Below are 15,945 nucleotides of genomic sequence, written 5' to 3'. Positions count from 1 at the left end.
GGCTCAGTCGGGCATAGACGGCCCTAAGACCATCCTATCATTTGGCGGCGGCATCCAGCGCCAGATTGAGCGCCAACACGTTAACCCTGGGCTCGCCGAACAGCCCCACAAGGCGTCCGGAGGTATTCTCCGTCACCAATTGGCGCACGCGGTCGTCTGGCATGTTGCGCGCCTTGGCGACCCGCGGCACCTGAAACAGCGCGGCATCCGGCGAGATGTCCGGGTCGAGCCCGCTTGCCGAGGTGGTGACGAGATCGACGGGAATACGCGCGGAAGGATTTTCCGCTCTTAGTTTCTCGACGTCTTCCTTCATCCGGTCGTTGAGCGCCTTGCTGGTCGGGCCGAGGTTGGACCCGCCGGAATTCGCCGCATTGTAGGGCGCAGGTACCGTCTTGGTGGAATCGGCGGGGTCCGGCGCCGTGGTCGCCGAAGGGCGGCCATGGAAATATTTGTCGTCCTTGAATTGCTGGCCGATCAGGGCCGAGCCGATCACCTTGCCGTCGCGTTCGACCAGGCTTCCCTGCGCCTGTTTCGGAAAGATCGCGCCGGCGACCTCCGTCATGGCGAGCGGATAGGCAAGGCCCGTGATCAGCGTCAGCATGACCAGAATGATGATGGCGGGGCGGATTTCTCTGAGCATTTTCAGTCTCCGTAAACTCCGTCATTGCGAGGAGCAAAGCGACGAAGCAATCCAGTTTGTGATTGCCGGGGCATGAATTGCTTCGCTCCGCTCGCAATGACAGCTAGGCCAGATGCAAGGCGGCGACGACGAGGTCGATCGCCTTGATGCCGATAAAGGGAATGATGATGCCGCCCACGCCGTAGACCATGAGGTTACGCCGCAGCAGCGCACCGGCGCCGACGGCGCGATAGGCCACGCCCTTCAGGGCCAGCGGAATCAGCGCGACGATGATCAGCGCGTTGAAGATGATCGCCGACAGGATGGCGCTTTGCGGGCTTGCCAGATGCATGACGTTGAGCACGGCAAGCTGCGGATAGAAGGCCAGGAACATCGCCGGAATGATCGCGAAATATTTGGCGACGTCGTTGGCAATCGAGAACGTCGTCAGCGCGCCTCGGGTCATCAGCAGCTGCTTGCCGATTTCGACCACCTCGATCAGCTTGGTCGGATTGGAGTCGAGATCGACCATGTTGCCGGCTTCGCGCGCGGCTTGCGTGCCGGTATTCATGGCAACGCCGACATCGGCTTGCGCAAGCGCCGGCGCGTCATTGGTGCCGTCGCCGCACATCGCAACCAACTTGCCCTTGGCCTGCTCGTCTCGGATGAGTTTCAACTTGTCTTCGGGGGTAGCCTGGGCCAAAAAATCATCGACGCCCGCTTCCGCGGCGATCGCGGCCGCCGTCATCGGGTTGTCGCCGGTGATCATGATGGTACGAATGCCCATGCGGCGCAGCTCGGCGAAGCGGTCGCGGATGCCTCCCTTGACGATGTCCTTGAGCTGCACGATGCCGAGCAGACGGTTATCCTTGGCAACCGCCAGCGGCGTTCCGCCCGTCTTGGCGATCTCGTCGGCGATCGATCGAATCTCGCGTTCGGCTTCCTGGCTGACGGCCGGATGAAGTGCCCGCACCGTCCCGCCCGAGGCCGCCGCCAGTGCCACGCTGCCGCCGCTGACGTAGTTGAGGATGGCGTCGACCGCACCCTTGCGCACCGAGGAGGATCCGGCATCGACGCCGCTCATGCGCGTCTGTGCGGTGAAGGGAACAAACGTCGCCTTCAATTCCGCCATATCGCGGCCCCGGATGCCGTATTTTTCCTTGGCAAGCACCACGATCGAACGCCCCTCGGGTGTTTCGTCGGCGAGCGAAGCGAGCTGGGCTGCATCCGCCAGGTCCTGTTCAGTGACGCCGCGGATCGGGCGGAACGCCGTCGCCTGGCGGTTGCCGAGCGTGATGGTGCCAGTCTTGTCGAGCAAGAGCGTATCGACGTCGCCGGCGGCCTCCACCGCGCGGCCCGACATCGCAAGCACGTTGAAGCGCACCAGACGGTCCATGCCGGCGATACCGATCGCCGACAACAGCGCGCCGATGGTGGTCGGAATCAGCGTGACGAACAGCGCGACCAGGATGACGACCGAGATCCGGCCGCCGGCGTAAGCCGCATAGCTCGGGATAGTCACGGTCGCAAACACGAAAATGATGGTGAGGCCCGCGAGCAGGATATTGAGCGCGATCTCGTTCGGGGTCTTCTGGCGTTCGGCGCCTTCGACCAGCTTGATCATGCGGTCGATGAAGGTCGATCCCTGCGAAGCGGTGATGCGAACGCGAATCCAGTCCGACAATACCTGCGTGCCGCCGGTCACGGCCGAGCGGTCGCCGCCGGACTCCCGGATCACGGGTGCCGATTCGCCGGTGATCGCGGCTTCGTTCACCGACGCGATGCCCTCGATCACTTCACCGTCGGATGGGATGTTATCACCGGCCTCGACCAGCACGATGTCGCCGACCTTCAGGCTCGCGCCAGGCACCAGGCGGTAAGTCGTGTCCGATCCGGCCAACAGCTTGGCCTGGCTTTCGGTACGGGTTTTTCGCAACGATTCGGCTTGCGCCTTGCCGCGGCCTTCGGCGACGGCCTCCGCGAAATTGGCGAACAATACGGTGAACCACAGCCAGAGGATGATCTGGAAGGTGAAGCCGGAATTTGCGCCGCCGGTCGCGAGGTCGCGAATGAAGATGACGGTCGTCAGCGCGGCAACGACCTCCACCACGAACATCACCGGACTTTTGACCATGATCCGCGGATCGAGCTTGCGGAAGGCCGACCCGATCGCGGGCATCACGATCTTCGGATCGAGCATCGTGGCGGCCGGTGTCCGCTTGTTCATTTTTTGGACGGTTTCCATGGTGAAACTCCAAATGACCGATCAGAACAGGGTGTTGGCGTTCATCGCCAGATGCTCGACGATCGGGCCAAGTGCGAGCGCCGGGAAGAAGGTGAGACCGCCGATGATGAGGATCACACCGACGACGAGGCCGACGAACAGGCCACCCGTGGTCGGGAAAGTGCCGGCTGACGGCGGAATCGACTTCTTGCCGGCCAGCGAGCCGGCGATCGCCATGGCCGGAATGATCATGAAGAAGCGGCCGACGAACATCGAGCTTGCGAGCGTCAGATTGTAGAAGAAAGAGTTGCCGGACAGGCCTGCGAAGGCCGATCCATTATTGCCGGTCGCGGAAGTGTAAGCATAGAGCACCTCGGTGAAGCCGTGCGGTCCGGCATTGCCCATCGCGGCGGCGGCCGGCGGCAATACCACGGCAACCGCTGTCCAGCCCAGATACATCAAAGGCAGCACGAGAATGGCGAGCATCGCCATCTTGACCTCGCGCGCTTCGATCTTCTTGCCGACGTATTCCGGCGTGCGGCCGACCATCAGGCCCGCCACAAAGATGGACAACACGACGAACAAGAGCATGCCGTAGAGGCCAGCGCCGACGCCACCGACGATGATTTCGCCGAGCTGCATGTTGATCAGCGGGATCATGCCGCCAAGCGCGGTGAAGCTGTCATGCATGGCATTGACGGCACCGCAAGACGCCGCCGTTGTGATGACCGCAAAAAGGCTCGACGCAGCGATGCCGAAGCGGACTTCCTTGCCTTCCATATTGCCACCGGTCAGCCCGAGCGCTTCGAACGCGGTGGTGCCGTTGGCCTCGGCCCAATAGGTAACCGCAACACCGGAAATGAACAGCACGCCCATGACGGCAAGGATCGCCCAGCCCTGACGCTGATTGCCGACCATGCGGCCGAACACATTGGTCAGCGCCGCGCCGATGGCGAAGATCGAGAGCATCTGGACGAAATTGGAAAGCGCGGTCGGATTCTCGAAGGGATGGGCGGCGTTGGCGTTGAAGAAGCCGCCGCCATTGGTGCCGAGCATCTTGATGGCGACCTGGGACGCCACCGGACCAACCGCGATCGTCTGTTTCGCGCCTTCCAGCGTCGTGGCCTCGACGTAGGCGCCAAGCGTCTGCGGCATGCCCTGCCAGACCAGAAACAGCGTGTAGAGGATGCAGATCGGCAGCAGGACATAAAGCGTACAGCGTGTCACATCGACCCAGAAATTGCCGATGGTGCGCATCGAGGAACGGGCAAAGCCGCGAATCAGCGCCACCGCAAGCGCAATGCCGGTGGCGGCGGAAAGGAAGTTCTGGTGCGTCAGGCCCAGCATCTGCACGAGGTATGACATCGTGCTTTCACCGCCGTAGTTCTGCCAATTGGTGTTGGTGATGAAGCTGATCGCGGTGTTGAAGGACAGGTCTTCGGCCACCGCCGACTGCTCCGCCGGATTGAACGGGAGCACGGCCTGCAGGCGCATCACCGCATAAAGGATCAAAAAGCCGCCGATATGAAAGAACAGCATAGCAACGGCATAGGTCACCCAATGCTGCTCGCGCTTCTCGTCGACCCCGCCCATCCAGTAAAGCGCGGCCTCGACCGGCCTCAAGGCCGGCCAGAGCAACGTGCGCTCGCCGTTGAACACGCGCGTCATGTACCAGCCCAGCGGCTTGACCAGCGCAACGATGATCGCGCAGTAGACGAAAATTTGAATCCAGCCGATTGAGGTCATGTTGGTATGCCCTGAATTTGCAATGAGGGGCGATTGTTGACGAGGTGCGGCCTCAGAACCGCTCCGGCCGCAGCAGCGCGTAGGTGAGGTAAATCAGCAGACCCACCGAGACGAGGCCGGCAAGTGAATAGTCGAAGATCATGGCTGGTGCTCCTTCACGCTTTCGAGCGATCGCGGCTTGGGAAAACCCGTTCGAAATCAGAGTCGCTCGCACGCATAGGTGTAGCCGACGGCGGCCACGAAGAAGCCCAAGCCGAGGGCCAGCATGACGATGTCCAGCATGGAATTCTCCCAGTCGCACCTGCCTGACGCGCACGGTGGGCGCAGGGCGGAGAGCGCCGTCGCTCGGTGGTTCAATTCCGGCCGTCAGCAGTGGCCCTGAAGTGCCACCGTGGCCATATGTTTTCGAGGCGACCGCAGAGGCGAAGTTATAGGAATCTCATAAATACGACGCCACGCGCGCCTTCCAGGGAAGGATTTTCAGGCGCGGACCCGAAACGCCAGGATGATCAGTCCGACGCCCTGAATCAGCAACAGCACGCCGAACACGATCGGCACCGCCAACGCCGCCGCTACTGGCGAGCTGATCAGCAATATGCCGACCACGACATTGATCGCACCGAGAATGAACGGCCCCACGCCTCCGCCCGAGAAGGCGGCGATGATTTCGAGCACGCCCATGGCCAAGCCCTGAATGCCAAGGATCAGGACAATCAGTGTGGGGACCGTTATTGCCGCGAGCAGCGGATGTCTTAAGACCAGCACGCCGGCCAGAATGCCGACCAGGCCGCTGAGCAGCGACCAGAACCAGGGAGTGTCGCGATCGACAAAGACCTGCACCAGCGCCAACATGCCGAGAATGAGCCAGTAGAAGCCGAGAAATGTCGTGAGCGTGAGGACGGTCGCGGCGGGCTCCGTCACCAGCATCAGACCGAGAATAATTCCCGCAAAACCTTGCAGGAGAAAGATCCACCACACGCTCGACCTCTGAGGCAGAAAGGCAGTGTTGGTCATGGCGTTGTTCCCCCGGAGATCAAATCAGGCGCAACGGAGCGCATTTAGAGTCGATTACTTTGGTTTTGTGCAGCACTTCCGGCTTGATCCAGATCAATCGAAGGGGAGAAGAACGGGCTTGTGTGACTGCCATGAGACCCGTCACCGCTTCTACTTTGGCGGCTCCCGAAGGCGTACACCGGGTCCGCTACCGTTCTCGTCGATGAACTCGACGCCCCTCGCGAAATCCCGTCCAAACAAGGCATTGTAATAGCGACAAAAAATTGGGTTCGTTTGGCGAAAAGGCGGGCGTCAACATCTAAAGATTGATTTTCTTCGATATTCTACTTTTGATAATTTGCCGAACCGCCTTGTCGCGCCGCGCGGCAGCCCGGGATTCATATCGATCAAGTTTGACTAGTTCGGGTAGCGCACGCCGGATGGCCTCGGCGGTTCGTTCGACCTCCTCAGTTGGCATCGTCGCAGAGGGATCGACTGGGTTAGGCATGGCTGGTGTTTTACCCTGGACGACTGAGTTCAAGAACCGAATAGCCTCCTGCGCTGAGTTGAACAGGCGTGGAGTTCCCAGCGCTGCGAGCGCGGCAGCGCGTTCAATCAGGGCGACCTTGACCCGCCTCACCCGCGCAAGCTCAATCTCAGCGTATGCAGCATCCCTGGCGAGTTCGAGGACGATTTCATCCCTGGCATTGCCGGCGATCTTACGCGCGAGTTTCTCGACCTGACGGGCAAGCGTGGCACCTGGCATGATGGCAGTGGTCAGGCCATGTCGGTAGGCGTTGCTGCGCGCGCGCCTTTTTCCGGCGCGCGAACGGGGACCGGCGCTTTTGCCAGCGTTGCGCCGATTCGCCGCGATCTGCCGTTCGGTCGCCATGGGTCAGGCCGATGCTCCGCCTGCCGGCTGCCGAATCCGAAGGAGTGGTTCCGCGTTGATAATCCGGTCTGAAACTTGTTGCACTTTTTCCGCAAAGCTCGCCCGATAGTCCGCGATGCTGCGTAGCGCTCGGTTGCGGCGAGCTTCCAGTGACATCAACATTCGGTCGAGCAACTCGAGATCCGCAGCGACACTCCTGATGGCTTCGGCCTCTATGGCCGTTTCGTCGAGATGAAATTTGTTGAGAATTTCTGCGACGCGCTGCTTGGCATTCGGATCGGTAAACCATTCAAAAGCGAGAACTTCAGACTCTTGGTATGGAGCCGGCTCGTCAGGGTTCTTCCAGAACTGAACAAGCAGATTCTTCAATGCGGCGCGGAAGGCCATATTGATGATCGCCGCCGCACAGCGACGCAGACGCAAACTCTCCCAAACGATTGCACTCATGTCAGCAACATACATGTGCTCGATAAAGCCGCGTGGGCTGATCTCCTGCTGAAGTGACTTAACCAGACTATCGTAGTCGCCTGCGGATTCGGTGATGGTTAAGCCTGGCCTGGAGATCAGTTCCAGTGCTCTACCTGCCGATGACTGAGACATTAGCTTTCTCCTTCGGGTGTGTGGGGGATGCCGGCGGCTTCCAAGTCGGCGTCGTCGAGATCATCTATCGACCAATGCCCTGTCACTCGAGACCGCCGATAAGCCGCAGCCCACCGCTCTCGCTCTTCTTGGCTGGGTGGCGGCGCGGGTTTGACACGGTCCTTGACCGCAATATCAAGAGACTCAGGCGCTTTGCCCAAACCGCGATCAAACAAAATGCTGATCGCTGCCAGACGAGCCCCGTCGCTCTTGGTGTTTTCGATGATCCTGACGAGCTCGGCAACTGCCGCGGGAGCATGCTGCCGTGCCTGCGCCGGCAAAGAGGGTTTGTCGCTGTTCAAACATTTATTGCGCTTGTCGCCCGATGTTTTGGAATTTCGTTTCATGATGTTGCTCCAAGATTTGGTCCAAAGTGACCGACCACAGGGCTAGGCTCGACGCGTTTCTATGCGCGCATGATCGGACCGAATAGCCCACACCAAAAAAAATAGCGTTCCGGTTTTTGACTCGATTAATTTTGTTTTACTCCAGGGAGCGGCCGTGCGAGCCTGAGCACGATTTTGCAGTGTGTTTTCGGGCCAGATTTCCAACGGCAAGGAAGCCGTTCAACAATTCAGCTGAGGTTTTAGTCAGATGATCGATCCCGTGGAACTAGTAACGCTGCCAGAAGCGCTAAGGCTGGTTGTCGCTGCTATCGCCGACATCGACCTTGCGCGAGGCCGCCAGTCATTGCGTGACAAATACGAAGCCATGGGCTTTTTCTTGCCTGAGCCGAGCGAGAACAGTCGTGATCCGTTCGCAAAATCCAATAAGCAGGGCAGCGCCAGCTGGTCGCAGCGGGAGTTGGCCGTCTTTGGATTTCAGTCGGCGATAGTCAAAGGCGATGTCGAAACTTACGCTCAAGACCCCGCATCCGGCGCGCTCTTCAGACTCGATTCGGGGGATTGGCGTGGCGCAGCGTTTCGTGAAGAAACGATTCGTGGTGGCATCATCCGGGCCTCTGCCTGTGAAAGCATCGAGAAACACCGCGGCCGGATCCCATTGGCAAGAACTGATTCAATTCGGCGATGGCTGGCCGCCGAGAAAAGTCGCCGACCCGCTGCTGACGAAGCCAAGTGCCGGGCCTGGCTTTTGGAGGCCATGCTCGCCAATCCAACCCGGCGTATTAAAGCGAAGCTCGAATGGCAGAAGGAAGCGAAGCAACTATTCGGGGTGACTGTCCGCGCCTTCAACAGGGCTTGGCGTTCCGCTATCGAGGCAAGCGGATCAACGTGGGACCGACCGGGAGCACCTCACAAATCATCGCACTAATCGGCGCTTCGAATTTATCGAGAGCATCTTGAGTCATCGCGAACTTCTTATAGTTTGGACCTGATGCTTGGCTTGGATACGACGCAGAGGCGGTCACATGACCGGGGCCTCGGAAAAGGTCGACCATGAACGAAGGAAGGGCGGCAGAAGACCCGGAAGTCGAAGAAGCGGCATTGTCTTCATTGGTACGGCAGCACGGCGCGGTTGCTATCTCTGGACTGGTTAGGATCATACACAGCTGCAAAAGCGACAGGCTGCGCGTGTCGGCGATCAACATGCTGCTAAATCTCGGTTATGGCAAACCGCCGCGAGCTCGCGACATTGCGGACCGAGACCCGCCTCCCCTTCCCGAGATCAGGGACGATATGACACCGGAGGAATGCGAAGCGGCTTATCGACAATTGTTGAAAATGCCGGCCCGTTTCTGAGATTAATCGACAGGTTCATCTCACCAGAGGTGAGCTGCTCGCCGGAAGGAAATCTCTACCCCGCATTGGACAAGCCAGGCCGTTGCCGACCGGTTTCGAATTCTTCGAGAGATCGATCCATTAGGATCGCGCAAAAGATCTCGAAGATTGGCGCATTTGCAATTTGCGCGGCTTCATCGATCACAAGAGTGGCTTCAACAAAGTTGGAGACGCCCTCTTCGAGCGGCCTTAGGCTGCGCGTTCATCCATGATGCGCTTGATGTCTTTTGCGCATCAAGATTTCGTCTTGCAATCTTCAAGTCGTAGTGGGTTTGTAAGTTCATCCAGAACTCCGGACTGTTACCAAAATACAAACTCAATCGAAGTGCGGTATTAGCAGTAACGCGCCGCAGGGGCGAACGCCTCCCAACAAGCTGTTAGGCTGGATTCACGGATCCGCGCTCGATTCGAAAGGCGCGCGACAGCAAATCGACTACATGCACCTCGTTGGATTCCGCGATGAGGATGGAAACCCCCTCGGTCTTTAGGTTGGCCAGCAGTTCACCCAGCCGCCGCGCTAGCGCGGGAGCCAATCCCTCGAATGGCTCGTCGAGGAGGAGCATTCGGGTTCCCGCCATAAGTGCTCGCGCTAGTGCGACCATCTTCTGCTGGCCGCCCGACAATTCAAGCGACGGTCGGGCCCGGAAATGGGCAACCTCCGGTATAAGCCCGAAAATCCAGTTGAGACGCCGATCGGCGCCACTCATCTTGAGCGACAATGCGGGCAGGCGGACATTTTCCTCGACCGTAAATTCGGGCACCAGTCGGCGATCTTCCGGCATATAGCCGACGCCGTGCGCGACGCGCAGATGCGGCGGCAACGTCAACAGGTTGATTGGACCGAGTTCGGCTATGCCGCTCGCCGGAATGGCGCCCATGATGGCGCGGAACAACGTGGTTTTTCCCGAACCGTTGCGGCCGATAAGCCCGCACATTTCGCCTTCTTCGAGCGCGAATGAGGCGTCGCGGATGACCGGGATGGACCCGATCGACACCTTGAGGTTGGATACCCTAAACATGAGTAACGGCGCCTTTCACCTTGGGACCGCTAATCAACGCCTGAACGCGGGCATCAGCCAGCGTTGCGGCCGGCGTGCCGTCGGCTATCACAGTGCCGTCGTAAAATGCCAGCACACGCTCGGCGAAGCGCTCGACGATCTCCATGTCGTGCTCCACGAAAAGCACGGTGATCTTCCGGTTACGCAATGCCGACATGACGACTTGCATCAGTTTGAATTTCTCCTCGATCGAGACGCCGCTGGTCGGCTCGTCGAGTAGTAGCAAGCGCGGGGAGCCCGCGACAGCCATGCCGATATCAAGCAGCTTGCGCACGCCCTGCGGCAATGTGGCCGCGAGCCTATTGCGGTAACGCGCGATCTCGAACAGTTCGAGCAATGTTTCAGCCTCTTCGATTGACTCCCGCGAACGCAGGGGTGTGAGCACATGGCCCATAAAATTGTTCGGAGCGCGGCCGATCGCAGCCGCCGCGCACGTGTTCTCGAATACCGTGAGCGAGGGAAATATCTGCGCCACCTGGAACGACCGCGAGATTCCCATTGCCGTGATCCTGCGAGAGGGCAGGCCTGTGATGTCGCGCTCCTCAAAGTGAACCGTCCCCGTGGTCGGCCGCAGATGACCGGTTATCATATTGATGAAGGTGGTCTTGCCGGCGCCGTTGGAGCCGATCACGCCGACGGTCTGCTGCGCCGGCACGCTGACGGTGATATCGCGCGCGGCGATCATCGAGCCGAAACGCTTGCCGAGATCCCGGACGGAGAGGATAGGCGCGCTCATGGCGCCTCCACATTGCGGCGCCAGCGCAGCCGCGTGATCAATGAGCCCAATCCCTGTGGCAGGAAAAGAATTGTGAGCAGCAGTACCGAGCCGAGCAGCATTTGCCAAAGCTGCGGAAGCACGGCGAACGCGAACGAGCGCACCGACTCGAATACCAGCGATCCGACAAACGCCGGGGCGACCGATCCGGCGCCCGCCAGGATGGTGATGAATACGAACTCGCCTGAGGTCGTCCAATAGGACATGTTGGGATCGACATGGCCGACCGCGAGCGCGGCGAGCGCACCACCCATGCCGCCGAGCAGGCCGCTGATCACCAGCTTGGTATGTATCAGCCGCGACACCGCCATGCCAAGAAATTCCACGCGTATTTCATTGTCGCGCACCGGTATCGCCAGCGCGCCAGCCAGCGAGCGGAAATAAATATCGACTAGGACAGCGGCGCTCGCGCAGACGGCGAGCACCAGCCAGTAAAGCGCGACCAGGAGCTTTTCCCGGTGCGGTGCGTAGCCTAAAAAGGTCGGCACGATCACGCTGAAGCCGTCGGTCGAACCGAGCGACTCGGTTTTCACAAGCACCCCGTACAGGATCATGGAAAATGCCAGGCTGAGCATCGCGAAGAATATCTCGCGGTAACGCGCCAGCAGGAAACCGACCACGAAGGATACCAGTCCGGCGCAAGCGCCGCCAATCAGCACCAGAGCGACGGCATCGGTCACGCCGGTCCAGCGGCCGATGAGCGCCACGGCATAGGCGCCGATGCAGTAATACATTGCTTGTCCAAACGAGACGAGCCCAGCGCGCCACATCACGATCAAGCCCAGTACTACTAAGCCGTTTGCAAAGGCGATGGTGGCGAGCGAGATGATCCAGTCCGGCAGCACGAAGGCTGCGGCGGTGGCCGCCAGCAGGGCCGAAATCGCTGCGATCCGGCCGCCATGTGCCATCTCAAATTTTTCTCGGTTGGGCGCGCACGAACAGGCCGTAAGGCCGGATCATGAGCACGAGCGCCATGACCCCGTAAATGACGAACAATTCGACCTGCGGGACGAGGTGCACCGCAGCAGCACGGCATATCCCGACGATCAGTGCGCCGACAAGCGCGCCTTCGATCGACCCCATGCCGCCGATCGCTACCACGGCGAACGCGAGCACGATCACTTCGACGCCAATGCCGAGTGTCACGGCGATCTTCGGGGCCATGATCGCCCCCCCGAGCGCTCCGAGCATCGCGCCGATCACGAACGTTACGGTATAAACCACGCGGACATTAATGCCGAACGCTGCAGCGGTTTCGCGATCAAAAATCACGGCGGTCAGCAGCATCCCGTAGCGGGTGAATTTCAGCGCCCAATAGGATACCGCGGCGAGTAATGCCGCGACTACGATCAGACCGAGATCGTAATTCGACAGGATGAGTTCGCCGACTTCTATATTGCCGGCGGCGAGCAGCGGCTGATAGGTCGCGTAGGAGCCCGGTCCCCAGACCAATATGACGATGTCTTCGAGGACCAAGAAAGCGGCGTAGGTCACCAGCACCATCACCACTTCATCCCTGCCATATACCAGTCGCATGACGCCGCGCTCGAGAATGAGCCCGAGCGCGAGCCCGAGAATCATGGCGAAAAGCACCATCAGCAGAAATCCGCCGGCATCCGGCAGGCCGCGATCGAAATAGATGGCGACGGCGGTCGCGGCACCGTAGGCGCCGAATGTGTAAAACGAACCGTGCGCGACGTTCAGGATCTTCATGACCCCGAAGATCAGCGTCAGCCCGATGGCAACGATGAACAGGTAGGCTGCGTAGACCAGCCCATCGATCAGAATGGCGAAGGCGGTCAGCACCGAACCTTCCTGACGAGGAAATCGGCCGAAGCCGCAAATTTGCCATGCCCCGGACGACAGGCTGATCGGGTTTTGCTCAGCACTTGGCACCTTTCATGCCGTCCTTGATCCAGTCGTCAGCATTGATGCCGGCCGGCGGATTCACGCACTCGGCCGGGAAGCGGATGATGTCGACGATCTCGGGCTCGTTCTTTTCCTTGTTGAAGCGATAGGTGCCGTAGGCCGTCTCCGAGATGCCCTGGTGGCCATCGCCGATGGCGAGCTTGACCTTGCCTGAGGGGCCATCGAACTCGATGCCCTTGAACGCAGCCGCCACTTCGTCGGTGGTCGGCTTGGCGTCGCCTTTCCTTGCCTTCTCGTAGGCCAGTTTCAGCCCGAGCAGCGACATCGCCATTTGATATGCGGGATAGGTCGGCGGGATGCTGTAGCGATCTGTGTAGATCTTCTGGAACCAGCGGTTCAAGTCGCTATCGGGCGCGAGCGGGCCGTGCGGACCACGCCCGCCGATCATGGTGCCGTTCGGCATCTTGTCGCGCAGACGCCACATCGCGGCTTCGCCTGTGGTGGCGAGGATCGTCATGCGCTTGTCGAGCGCGCGCGCCTGTTCCTGATAGACAAACGCTTCGAGATCGCCGTCATAGAAGCTGGTGTGAAGTATCTGCGATTTTGACGTCAGAAGCGTCGAGATCTCGGCGCCATATTCTCCCGCGAACAGCTTTGGAAAAAGCGCCTTGTCCGCGGTCACTTTCGGGGCAAGCACTTGCATCGCGCCGGCGAAGTCCCGCCAGGAGTCCTGGCCCCAGGCGTAGTTCTGGTTGATGCCGGAATAGCTCGTGACATCCTGCTTCTTGGCAAGCAGATAGCGCGCCGCGGCGACGCTATCCATCGTCGCATGTGGGCTGACGCGGAACACGTAGGCGCGCGACTTTTCCTCGAAGATGCGCGGCGTTCCGCAATCGTAGAACACGGTGAGTGCTTTTAGTTCCTCGGCGACTGGCGTCACCGCGAGGCAGCTGCCCGAAGAGACGTAGCCGACCACGGCATCCACCTGGTCGCGCTGCACGAGGTTGCGGAATTCAGTGACAACGTTGGCAGCGGAACCCGCCTCATCGATATACTTTGCTTCGATGTTACTGCCGCCGAACCCGACCTTGTTGAAAGGTGCCGGCACCTTTCCGGCGTTCATGGCCTCGATCATGATCTCCGCGCCGTTACGTCCGGGAATGCCGAACGGTGCTGCGGCGGGGCCGGTCAAAAAGCTAACGATGCCGAGCTTTACCGGCGCAGCCGCTGGAGCGGCGTTCTGCGCCTGTGCGGGAGGGATGGCAACTTCAAGCAATGAAACCAGTACCCAAAGCGTCCCCAGCACGCCCCCAAGCGAGCTTCCTCGATTCAACATTGTCGCTCCTCCCTATGCGAGCCCGTATCGTGCTTTTTTGGTATCAGTCCCGAATTCCAGATTTTACGCGACGTGGCACCCGCTAGGCGGCGCTGCTGTTGGCCCTCTCTTCGAGCAGGCCGGACTCCGCCAGTGCCTGCCGCACGAGCGCGATCTCAGCGTTGCCAAGCTTGACCAGCGGTGGACGCACGACGGCGCGCGGCAGCCTGCCAAGCAGCACCAGCGCCTCCTTCATGCGGTTGTGCATGTCTATCCACGGGTCTGCGTAGAAACAGCGGGCCAGCGGTTCGATGCGATCGTTCAGCCGCCTGGCTTCCGCAAGATTGTCGGTTTGGACGGCGTGGAATAACTGCGCGTGCAGATCGGGGATGACGCTGCCGCTCCCGGACAGCAGCCCGTTGCAGCCGAGCGTCAGTGATGCAAACAGCCACGAACTGTGCGTCGTCAGCACGTTCACGGGCCGCGGCAAATTCTGTAACGTGCGAATGTGCCATTCATGGTGAGGCACATCGCCGATCCAGTCCTTGATGGCGCGTATCGACGGCACCTCATGACACAGGCGCAGCAGCGTGTCCTTCGGATAACCTTGTCCGGTCGCCAGCGGATATTGAAACACGATCAGCGGCAGATCGGTGGCGTCTGCAATGCGTCTAAAGTGCGCTAGCGCCATCTCCTGAGATTGGCCAAGGGTGAAAGGGCCAGGAGGAAACACCAGTAGCGCCGACGCCCCGCCTTGCGTGGCCATGCGAGCGATGCGCGCAGCTTCCAGACTACCATCGGCCCATATGCCGTTGACAATCCGGATGCGTTCACCAACTTCGTCTCGGGCAATGTCGAGCACGCGGCGTTGTTCGTCGAATGTGCAGGAGGCCACCTCCGTCGAATGCGCATTGACAGTGATGGCAGAAATGCCTGGCGTAGCGCTGACATCGCGCAGGTGCTTGCGAAAGCTTGTTTCGTCAATGGAGAGGTCGTTATCGAACGGCAGCAACACCGCAGGAATGACACCATGGGGAGCATAGGCCGAGACAGGGGGCATGAGTACTCCCTTGCGCGTTGTTGGTTGCCGCTCCTTTAAGGTAATCCGATCTGGACTATCGTTGTCAATTGAGGATGCGTCGCGGGAACGTGCAGATATTTCCGTTGGTAACCGCCAACGATGGTTTGGCAATGTCCGCATTAGCCGCTTTACACCCCGAAAGCCGACATTGATCGTAAGGGGCGGCATGTCGCAAAAGTGCCAAATCCGGAAGTCGCCACAACACCAGCAAGCGCCGCCATTTCTAAAGGGTTGAGCACCATCTTCGCCCGCAATTGCGCGTGTCGAAGCCTTCACGCCTAATTGTGTGGGCGCGAGAAGCAGGATCGGGTGGAGATGGGGCGACGCGCTTGGCCACCCCACTGCCGTGATCACGCCTTATGCGGACACAGCGCATCTGCTATTTAAACGTCAGGACAAGCGGACCTGAAACTGGGTCGGTCACCCAGACCGCCGCCAAGGTCTTCTAGTGTGTCTCGGAACGAGTCTAGCGTCGCGATCATATTCGGACGTGCGTTCGCGAGCGTTTCCATGTCCGGCCATTCGGCGATGATGCAATAGGTGTGGTCGCTGGTCTTTATCATGTAAGCGTGCCTGAGGCCGGGCCAGCTGATGTTCTTGTGCGCGTCGGTAAATTTTTGATCCTGTCCGGGCCTCACTCGGAAACGCACCGCATTAAATGCAGTCATGATATGCTTCCTTCAATAGACGCCGTGGCACACGACCCAACCTGCGACCTATCCGCAAAGGTCCGCCCAGATGCCTAGGGAGGTGTTCCTTCCTTGATCGCACTCTTGATCTGATCGCGCAATTCAGGTGTATCCTGATGGCGGTGTACGGCCACTGCATGTTGTACGGCGGCGTCTAACAGCTCCGCCTCTGTGTCGGCGCTGATAGCAATTGTGCAGTTCATTTCACTCGGGAATTGACGGCAGTCGATGAACTTTCGCCCCATTGTTTCCTCCATCACCAAATGATGACGATCAAGCCAACTCACGTCATAGCGGGAGCATACG

General features: G+C 59.9%; 18 protein-coding genes. 2 read left to right on the top strand and 16 right to left on the bottom strand.

The features are described 5' to 3' along the window. Positions 1 to 37: 37 nt before the first annotated feature. The 8 genes from VNX23_RS06510 to VNX23_RS06475 form a co-directional block, all read right to left on the bottom strand. The gene (locus tag VNX23_RS06510) at positions 38 to 640 is read right to left on the bottom strand and encodes a K(+)-transporting ATPase subunit C (protein WP_325628361.1); all 603 of its coding nucleotides are present in this window, start codon (positions 638 to 640) and stop codon (positions 38 to 40) included. Positions 641 to 743: 103 nt separating this feature from the next. After that, complete coding sequence (kdpB, locus tag VNX23_RS06505) at positions 744 to 2,864, bottom strand: potassium-transporting ATPase subunit KdpB (protein ID WP_325628360.1); 2,121 nt, start codon at positions 2,862 to 2,864, stop codon at positions 744 to 746. Between the two features lie 21 nt (positions 2,865 to 2,885). After that, complete coding sequence (gene kdpA, locus VNX23_RS06500; protein WP_325628359.1) at positions 2,886 to 4,589, bottom strand: potassium-transporting ATPase subunit KdpA; 1,704 nt, start codon at positions 4,587 to 4,589, stop codon at positions 2,886 to 2,888. A 52-nt stretch (positions 4,590 to 4,641) separates the two neighbouring features. Continuing rightward, the gene (locus tag VNX23_RS06495) at positions 4,642 to 4,731 is read right to left on the bottom strand and encodes a K(+)-transporting ATPase subunit F (protein ID WP_291566380.1); all 90 of its coding nucleotides are present in this window, start codon (positions 4,729 to 4,731) and stop codon (positions 4,642 to 4,644) included. A 338-nt stretch (positions 4,732 to 5,069) separates the two neighbouring features. Further along, positions 5,070 to 5,603, bottom strand: coding sequence for an HdeD family acid-resistance protein (locus VNX23_RS06490; RefSeq protein WP_325628358.1), 534 nt, complete (start codon positions 5,601 to 5,603; stop codon positions 5,070 to 5,072). Between the two features lie 298 nt (positions 5,604 to 5,901). Then, the gene (locus VNX23_RS06485) at positions 5,902 to 6,348 is read right to left on the bottom strand and encodes a hypothetical protein (RefSeq protein WP_325628357.1); all 447 of its coding nucleotides are present in this window, start codon (positions 6,346 to 6,348) and stop codon (positions 5,902 to 5,904) included. A 129-nt stretch (positions 6,349 to 6,477) separates the two neighbouring features. Beyond that, positions 6,478 to 7,074 carry a hypothetical protein gene (locus VNX23_RS06480; protein ID WP_325628356.1) on the bottom strand — a complete coding sequence of 199 codons (597 nt, stop codon included), beginning with the start codon at positions 7,072 to 7,074 and terminating at the stop codon, positions 6,478 to 6,480. Beyond that, entirely contained in the window at positions 7,074 to 7,460 is a 387-nt protein-coding gene (locus tag VNX23_RS06475; RefSeq protein ID WP_325628355.1) for a hypothetical protein, read from the bottom strand. The genes VNX23_RS06480 and VNX23_RS06475 overlap by 1 nt, the downstream gene beginning before the upstream one ends. A 247-nt stretch (positions 7,461 to 7,707) precedes the next feature. Here VNX23_RS06475 and VNX23_RS06470 point away from each other — a divergent pair, with 247 nt between their 5' ends. Both VNX23_RS06470 and VNX23_RS06465 read left to right on the top strand, forming a co-directional pair. Beyond that, complete coding sequence (locus VNX23_RS06470) at positions 7,708 to 8,385, top strand: hypothetical protein (protein ID WP_325628354.1); 678 nt, start codon at positions 7,708 to 7,710, stop codon at positions 8,383 to 8,385. 125 nt (positions 8,386 to 8,510) lie between these two features. Then, complete coding sequence (locus VNX23_RS06465; RefSeq protein WP_325628353.1) at positions 8,511 to 8,813, top strand: hypothetical protein; 303 nt, start codon at positions 8,511 to 8,513, stop codon at positions 8,811 to 8,813. 194 nt (positions 8,814 to 9,007) lie between these two features. Here VNX23_RS06465 and VNX23_RS06460 read toward each other — a convergent pair whose 3' ends face one another. The 8 genes from VNX23_RS06460 to VNX23_RS06425 form a co-directional block, all read right to left on the bottom strand. After that, positions 9,008 to 9,205 carry a HigA family addiction module antitoxin gene (locus VNX23_RS06460; protein WP_414642954.1) on the bottom strand — a complete coding sequence of 66 codons (198 nt, stop codon included), beginning with the start codon at positions 9,203 to 9,205 and terminating at the stop codon, positions 9,008 to 9,010. 24 nt (positions 9,206 to 9,229) lie between these two features. Next, complete coding sequence (locus VNX23_RS06455) at positions 9,230 to 9,871, bottom strand: ABC transporter ATP-binding protein (RefSeq protein ID WP_325628352.1); 642 nt, start codon at positions 9,869 to 9,871, stop codon at positions 9,230 to 9,232. Beyond that, positions 9,864 to 10,646, bottom strand: coding sequence for an ABC transporter ATP-binding protein (locus VNX23_RS06450; RefSeq protein ID WP_325628351.1), 783 nt, complete (start codon positions 10,644 to 10,646; stop codon positions 9,864 to 9,866). The genes VNX23_RS06455 and VNX23_RS06450 overlap by 8 nt, the downstream gene beginning before the upstream one ends. After that, on the bottom strand, positions 10,643 to 11,593 hold the full coding sequence (locus tag VNX23_RS06445) for a branched-chain amino acid ABC transporter permease (RefSeq protein WP_325628350.1): 951 nt from the start codon (positions 11,591 to 11,593) through the stop codon (positions 10,643 to 10,645). Before VNX23_RS06445 ends, VNX23_RS06450 begins: the two co-directional genes overlap by 4 nt. A gap of 1 nt (position 11,594) precedes the next feature. Beyond that, positions 11,595 to 12,491, bottom strand: coding sequence for a branched-chain amino acid ABC transporter permease (locus tag VNX23_RS06440; protein ID WP_325628349.1), 897 nt, complete (start codon positions 12,489 to 12,491; stop codon positions 11,595 to 11,597). A gap of 76 nt (positions 12,492 to 12,567) precedes the next feature. Next, entirely contained in the window at positions 12,568 to 13,890 is a 1,323-nt protein-coding gene (locus VNX23_RS06435) for an ABC transporter substrate-binding protein (protein WP_325628348.1), read from the bottom strand. A gap of 82 nt (positions 13,891 to 13,972) precedes the next feature. Then, positions 13,973 to 14,929 (bottom strand): dihydrodipicolinate synthase family protein, encoded by a 957-nt coding sequence (locus VNX23_RS06430; protein ID WP_325628347.1) that lies wholly within the window; start codon positions 14,927 to 14,929, stop codon positions 13,973 to 13,975. A gap of 763 nt (positions 14,930 to 15,692) precedes the next feature. After that, positions 15,693 to 15,884, bottom strand: coding sequence for a DUF1059 domain-containing protein (locus tag VNX23_RS06425; RefSeq protein ID WP_349256119.1), 192 nt, complete (start codon positions 15,882 to 15,884; stop codon positions 15,693 to 15,695). Positions 15,885 to 15,945 lie beyond the last annotated feature (61 nt).

This window comes from Bradyrhizobium sp. (genome assembly GCF_035570375.1).
GTDB lineage: Bacteria > Pseudomonadota > Alphaproteobacteria > Rhizobiales > Xanthobacteraceae > Bradyrhizobium.
Note: the sequence above shows the minus strand (reverse complement) of the source record. Positions and strands in the feature narration are given on the sequence as shown.